Source organism: Streptomyces sp. NPDC005551, assembly GCF_042871785.1.
Lineage (GTDB): Bacteria > Actinomycetota > Actinomycetes > Streptomycetales > Streptomycetaceae > Streptomyces.
On record NZ_JBIAJE010000011.1, the window covers coordinates 115772 to 121988 of the forward strand.

The 6217-nt window shown below is 70.3% G+C and carries 8 protein-coding genes, 1 tRNA gene and 1 pseudogene; 5 read left to right on the top strand and 5 right to left on the bottom strand.

What is annotated here, in order from left to right; all coding sequences use genetic code 11:
- The first annotated feature begins 6 nt into the window (after positions 1–6).
- The gene (locus ACFYP4_RS29115) at positions 7–1089 is read left to right on the top strand and encodes a branched-chain amino acid aminotransferase (RefSeq protein WP_388789401.1); all 1083 of its coding nucleotides are present in this window, start codon (positions 7–9) and stop codon (positions 1087–1089) included.
- A gap of 63 nt (positions 1090–1152) precedes the next feature.
- Positions 1153–1872, top strand: a complete 720-nt coding sequence (fabG, locus tag ACFYP4_RS29120; protein WP_358850554.1) for a 3-oxoacyl-ACP reductase FabG — start codon at positions 1153–1155, stop codon at positions 1870–1872.
- 71 nt (positions 1873–1943) lie between these two features.
- Here the strand turns inward: fabG and ACFYP4_RS29125 are convergent, their stop codons facing one another.
- A complete protein-coding gene (locus ACFYP4_RS29125; RefSeq protein ID WP_388789405.1) occupies positions 1944–2516 on the bottom strand; it encodes a helix-turn-helix domain-containing protein in 573 nt (190 codons plus the stop codon).
- Between the two features lie 69 nt (positions 2517–2585).
- Here ACFYP4_RS29125 and ACFYP4_RS29130 point away from each other — a divergent pair, with 69 nt between their 5' ends.
- From ACFYP4_RS29130 to ACFYP4_RS29140, 3 genes are all read left to right on the top strand, one after another.
- Positions 2586–3284, top strand: coding sequence for an AzlC family ABC transporter permease (locus tag ACFYP4_RS29130; protein WP_358850556.1), 699 nt, complete (start codon positions 2586–2588; stop codon positions 3282–3284).
- Positions 3281–3604 carry an AzlD domain-containing protein gene (locus tag ACFYP4_RS29135; protein ID WP_358850557.1) on the top strand — a complete coding sequence of 108 codons (324 nt, stop codon included), beginning with the start codon at positions 3281–3283 and terminating at the stop codon, positions 3602–3604. Before ACFYP4_RS29130 ends, ACFYP4_RS29135 begins: the two co-directional genes overlap by 4 nt.
- 400 nt (positions 3605–4004) lie before the next feature.
- Complete coding sequence (locus ACFYP4_RS29140; RefSeq protein ID WP_358850558.1) at positions 4005–4322, top strand: LuxR C-terminal-related transcriptional regulator; 318 nt, start codon at positions 4005–4007, stop codon at positions 4320–4322.
- A 39-nt stretch (positions 4323–4361) separates the two neighbouring features.
- Here ACFYP4_RS29140 and ACFYP4_RS29145 read toward each other — a convergent pair whose 3' ends face one another.
- The 4 genes and pseudogenes from ACFYP4_RS29145 to ACFYP4_RS29160 all read right to left on the bottom strand — a co-directional run.
- Positions 4362–4610, bottom strand: a complete 249-nt coding sequence (locus ACFYP4_RS29145) for a hypothetical protein (RefSeq protein ID WP_358850559.1) — start codon at positions 4608–4610, stop codon at positions 4362–4364.
- 241 nt (positions 4611–4851) lie between these two features.
- Positions 4852–4925 (bottom strand) — tRNA-Ala (locus ACFYP4_RS29150).
- A 155-nt stretch (positions 4926–5080) separates the two neighbouring features.
- Positions 5081–5773, bottom strand: coding sequence for a class F sortase (locus ACFYP4_RS29155; protein WP_388789410.1), 693 nt, complete (start codon positions 5771–5773; stop codon positions 5081–5083).
- Positions 5774–5888: 115 nt separating this feature from the next.
- Positions 5889–6217 (bottom strand): annotated as a pseudogene (locus tag ACFYP4_RS29160) (hypothetical protein); the annotation flags it as partial.

The following is a 6217-nucleotide window of genomic DNA, read 5'->3' on the forward strand; positions in this document are numbered from 1 at the left end:
GTTCTCATGACCATCACCTTCACCACCGAGCCGGCCGAGCGGCTCGCCGACGCGGAGCGCGCCCGGGTGCTTGAGGCACCCGCGTTCGGCGACGTGTTCAGCGACCACATGATCAGCATCGACTGGGGCGTGGAGCGCGGCTGGTACGACGCCCGGATCACGCCGTACGCTCCGCTCGTCCTCGATCCCTCCGCCCAGGTGTTCCACTACGGCCAGGAGGTCTTCGAGGGTCTCAAGGCCTACCGGCGTCCCGACGGATCGGTGGTCACCTTCCGCCCGTACGCCAACGCCGCCCGCCTCAACCGCTCCTGCGCGCGCATGGCCATGCCCCCGCTGCCCGAGGCGACCTTCGTCGAGGCCCTGGAACTCCTGGTCACCACCGACCGGGACTGGGTGCCCGAACAGCCGGGTCACAGCCTCTACCTGCGCCCCTTCATGATCGCCACACAGCGCACGATCGGCTTCTACGGCCCGTCCGACGCCTACCGCTTCATGGTGATCGCCTCCCCGGCCGCCGCGTACTTCAAGGCCGGGGCCAGGCCGCTGACGGTCTGGCTCTGCGAGGACTACACCCGCGCCGCGCCCGGCGGCACCGGCGAGGCCAAGTGCGGCGGCAACTACGCCGGAACCCTGGTCGCCCAGGCGCAGGCCCGGGAGATGGGCTGTGACCAGGTGGTCTGGCTGGACTCCGCCGAGCACCGCCAGGTCGAGGAGATGGGGACCAGCAACATGTTCTTCGTCTACGGCGACCGGCTGGTCACCCCGGAGCTGTCCGGCTCGCTGCTGTCCGGCGTCACCCGGGACTCCGTCCTCGCGCTGGCCGGCGAACTGGGCTACACGGCCGAGGAGGGGCGGATCAGCGTGGCGGACTGGCGGGCCGACGCCGAGTCGGGCCGGCTCACCGAGGTGTTCTCCTGCGGCACCTCCTCCATGATCACCCCGGTCGGCGAGGTCAGGAGCAAGGACGGCGGCTGGACGATCGGCGGCGGCGAGGCCGGCCCGGTCACCGGCCGGCTGCGTGCGGAGCTGTCCGGGATCCAGTCCGGACAGCGGCCCGACCCGTTCGGCTGGGTCCACAAGATCGCCTGATCCGCGGTCCGACTCCCCTCCCGACACATCAGAGATGATCCGAAGCAAAGGTGCGCTGAACCGATGAGCCGTTCCGTCCTGGTCACCGGAGGAAACCGGGGCATCGGCCTCGCCGTTGCCCTCGCGTTCGCCGAAGCAGGCGACAAGGTCGCGCTGACCTACCGCTCCGGCGAGCCGCCAGAGGCCGCGCTGCGGCTCGGCTGCCTCGCCGTACGGTGCGACGTCACCGACTCCGCGCAGGTCGAGAAGGCCTACCGGGAGGTCGAGGAGGCGCACGGCCCGGTCGAGGTGCTGGTGGCCAACGCGGGCATCACGCGGGACCAGTTGGTCATGCGGATGACCGAGGAGGACTTCGCCGCGGTCCTGGACACCAACGTGATGGGGGCGTTCCGGATCGTCCGGCACGCCGCCGCCGACATGGTGGCGGCCCGCCGGGGCCGGATCGTCCTGATCTCCTCCGTAGTGGGCCTGCTCGGCGCGGCGGGGCAGGCCAACTACGCGGCCTCCAAGGCCGCCCTGGTCGGCTTCGCCCGCTCGATCGCCCGCGAACTGGGCTCGCGCGGGATCACCTGCAATCTGGTGGCGCCCGGCTTCGTGGAGACGGACATGACCAGGGCGCTGACCGAGAAACAGCGCGCCGCGTTCCTCGGCAGGGTGCCGCTGGCGCGCAGCGCGGAGCCGCAGGAGATCGCCGCCACCGTGCGCTTCCTCGCCTCCGCGGAAGCCGGGTACATCACCGGGGCCGTCGTCCCGGTGGACGGCGGCCTCGGCATGGGGCACTGAGCCCGCCGTACGACTCCGGGCCGGGCCCGCATCAGGGGGCCGGGGTCCGGAGGCCGGGGGCCGGTCCCGGATCAGGGGTGCTCGGAGACCAGTACCGCGGTGGTGCCGCTCTCCAGCGCCTGGAACACGTGCGGGACGTCGGCCGGGTAGCTGATGTAGTCGCCCGGCAGGAGTTCCACCGGTTCCTGCGCGGTCCCGACCAGCGCCCGGCCCGTGCCGATCACCACGTGTTCCACCACGCCCGGCGTGTGCGGTGCGGACGAACGCTGCGGACCGGGTTCGGCGGCGATGCGGTAGACGTCCCGGCGGGCACCGGGCGGGGACGCGGCCAGCAGGGTGGCCCGGTAGTGGGCCTCGGCCGAGACCACGGCCGGGCCCTGGCCCGCCCGGATCACCTGGACCGGGGGCCGGGAGGTGGCGCCCAGCAGCCGGGAGAAGGGGATCTCCAGGACGACGCACAGCGCCCAGAGGGTCTCCAGGCTCGGGTTGCCCGCGCCCGATTCGAGCTGGGAGAGCGTGGACTTGGCGAGCCCGGCGCGGCGGGACACCTCGGTGAGGGAGAGCCCGGCCCGGACGCGCTCCGCGCGCAGGGAGGCGGCGATCACGTCGAGGGGCGGCTTGAGCAGGAGGTCGGCTTCGGACACGAGACGTTCGCTCCAATGGTCAATTGTTCGCCTTGACGAACACCCTTTGTGCCGTTCATTATAAACACCATGCGTTCGTTATGGAGAACCCTCGACCGTGCCCAATGGCGTGACATCTCGCTCGTCTGCCTCGCGGTGGGCGTGATCGGTGTGTCGTACGGCGCCATCGCGGTCACCTCGGGCTTCGCCTGGTGGTTCCCGGTCCTCATGGGCGCACTCGTCCTCGCCGCGTCCTCCGAGTTCCTGTTCGTCGGGATCATCGCCGCCGGCGGCAGCCCGGTCGCCGCCCTGCTGGCCGGACTCCTGGTCAACGCCCGGCACGTGCCGTTCGGCCTGGCCGTTCCCGACGTCCTCGGCCGCGGCTGGAAGGGGCTGCTCGGCACGCACCTGATGAACGACGAGACGGTCGTCTTCGCCATCGCCCAGGACGGACTCCCGCGCAAACGGGCCGCGTACTGGGCCTGCGGGCTCGGCATCCTGATCTGCTGGCCGGCCGGGGCCGCGCTGGGCGCCCTGCTGGGCAGCGTCGTCCCCGACACCGACGCCCTCGGCCTGGACGCCATGTTCCCCGCGGTGATCCTGGCGCTGATCCTGCCCGCCCTGAAACAGCGCGAGCTGCGGCGGACCTCCCTGGCCGGCGTGGTCCTGGCGCTGGCGTCCACCGCCTTCCTGCCGGCCGGACTCCCGGTCCTGGTCGCCCTGGCCGCCCTGCCGCTCTTCACCGTCACCGCGGCGACGAAGGAAGCCGACCAAGGAGCCGACCGATGAAGAACACCGTCCCGGCGCTCCTCGCGATGCTGGCCCTCGCGGGGGGCACCTTCCTGCTCCGGCTCGCCGGCCCGGCCCTGCGGGCCCGGATCACCTTCCCCCAGCGGGCGGAAAAACTGCTGGAGGCCTCCGCCGTCGTCCTGCTCGCGGCCCTGACGGCCACGGCCGCCCTCACCGACGGCCACGGGTTCGCGGGCCTGGCCCGCCCGATCGGCGTGGCGGTGGGCGGCGTACTCGCCTGGCGCAGGGTCCCGTTCCTCCTCGTCGTACTCGCCGCCGCCGGCACGGCCGCCCTGCTCCGGCTCGCCGGGATGCGCTGACCGGAAAACGACGGCCGGAAAATGACGGAAGGCGGCCGCGCAGCCGGAATATTTCGTACCGCACACACAACGCGACAAACGGCTTTTCGCAGACCTTTGCGGCGCGCCCGGGCCCCGCATCTCACATAGTGAAGTATGGATTGCCCGCCAATATCGGCCACTAGTACGCTGCCCGCCGGGATTCACCCCGCGCGATGGCTCCGATAAACGTATCCCGAATTTCGCCTTCCCCAATCTTCCGGTGGGTCGGCTGATATTCGGCCGACAGAGCGGCCAAAAGACGCTGCCGGTTTCCGGGGGTAAACTGAGAGACTTTTCTCCGTATTCCGCCAAGCCACGACCGGCCGAGCGCCGTCGTCTCGCTCCATCCCCGTACTTGAAGCAGGAGTGCCCGAGCACGATGCGCATCACCGACACTCTCAGCTCCCCCGGCCGGAAGACCCACATACCCACCGAGCGCCCGGTCCTGCACCGCGACCACACCTGGGACACGGTGGTGCGCCGGGTCCCGCTGCTCTCCGAGCGCGAACTGGACGTGTTCCACCTGCTGGCGAAGGGGGCGTCGAACCGGACCATCTCGACGCAGCTCGCCATCACCGAGCGCACCGCCAAGGCACATGTGGCGCAGATCCTGGCGAAGCTCGACGTGGAGTCCCGGTTACAGGCGGGGATCGCCGCCTTCGCCTACGAGAGTCTCAGCAGGGGCGGCGGAGCCTGAGCCGGTCTGACCCGAGGTCAGTCCGCGGCGTACACCACGTCACAGGCCGAAGGCGCCGCCCTCGACGAGGATGAGCAGGCCGACTGCGACCGGGACCAGGGGCAGCAGGGTGCCCCTCCTCCTCGTCCGCTCCGCCTTCGCGATGGTCCTTCCATGCCGGCCGAGCACGATCCGGCGTGCGGAGCCCTGCCGGGTTCCCTGGGCGAAGCACAGCGACAGAACCAGGATGTCGTCGATGTTGGTCACGGCGAACAGCCCGGCCGCCTGCCCGATGACGCCCAGGTTCACGATGTGGTGCTCTCCTCCGTCGCGAGTCTCCCCGCGACGCCACCGGGACCCGTGATGCGCCTTGGGCGGAGCCGAGGAGCGGTGCTGCTCCTTCTCGTGCCGTCGAAACTCGGGTTCTGGCTCAGGTTGTGTGATCCGAGCCCTGTGAGTGACGGCTGAACTCCCTCTGGTGCCATGGGAGTTGCGCGCGGGCATCCGACTCCTACGGAGACGCGTCCTGCCGGCATGAGCGAGAGCGGGATGGGGCCGGCCGGATTCGAACCGGCGTCCTCCCACATGCGGTGAAGGCGCGACAGCCGCTGCGCTACGAGCCCCATCCCGCCCGCGATCATATGACCATCCTGCCGCCAGCGCTCTGACTTTGGCCCCGTGGTGCCCGGACGGGGAGCCGGCGACTCACCTGCGGGACAAGGATCTCGTCGTGCTGGTCGGATCAGATGCGCTGTGATCGACCCTCTGCCTGACCGCGATCACTCCTTCCTCGTGGCAGGGGTCTTGAGGTGGGCGAAGACCACGGTGTTCTCGTTGTACCGCTTCTTGTCGTGGTCGTAGCTGCCGCCGCAGGTGATCAGGCGGAGCTGGGCGTCGGGGGTGTCGGCGTAGACGCGGTCGTTGGGGAACTTGTCCTGGGGGAAGTGGTCGATGGTGTCGACGACGAATGACGCGGTGGCTCCGTCTCTGCGGAGGATGTTGACGGCGCTGCCCGGGAGCAGTGTGCTGAGAGAGGCGAAGACTGCGGGCATGGTCTTGGTGTCGAGGTGGCCGGCGACGACGGCAGTGCCGAGCTCTCCCGGGGAGGGGCCGGCGGCGAACCAGCCGACCAGGTTCGTGGCGTCGGGCGGTGGGGGGTCCAGCCGTCCCGAGGAGCCGATGGCCAGATCGGTGAAGGGTGCATCCACACCGATGCTGGGGATGAGCAGCCGCGTGGGCGCCGACCGGGGCAACGACGGCCTCGCCGCCCCCACTCGGGTATCGGCCTCGGGTGCGGGCGTCGCGTGCTGGCTCCCCACATGCGCTGGGGCGGGCAGAGGAGGCATGTCTGCCGGGCTGGTCCCGCCATGCGTGACCAGAGCCAGAGCCAACGGTGTGAGCACGATCGGGAGGAGGTGGCGCGGCATGCGGGCCAGCCACGAGGGCCCCGGGACAGGTGTCAAAGACTTCATGGCGTAGCGCACCTCGGTCTGCGAATTCGGAGCACACACAAGCCGGCAGCGGGCGGCTGCGGTTTCTCCGGGAAGACAGCCGCAGCCGCACACTGTGACACGTCAGCCGATGGGGTCAGCTGTTGCCACGCATGCTGCGACGCCGCAGCATGTAGGCGCCGGCCCCGAGGCCGCCCACGAGCGCCAGGCCCCCGGCCGTAGTCGAGCCGGAAGAGGCCAGACCGCCGCCGCCGGTGTGCATGCCGCCCTTGGGCTTGTCGTGCTCGTCCTTGTTGTACTTGTCGCTGTCGTACTTGTCCTCGTGGTCCTTCTTCTCCCAGTCGTCACCACCGACAGCAGCCAGCAGGCCGCCGCCGGTGTGCATGCCGCCCTTGGGCTTGTCGTGCTCGTCCTTGTTGTACTTGTCGCTGTCGTACTTGTCCTCGTGGTCCTTCTTCTCCCAGT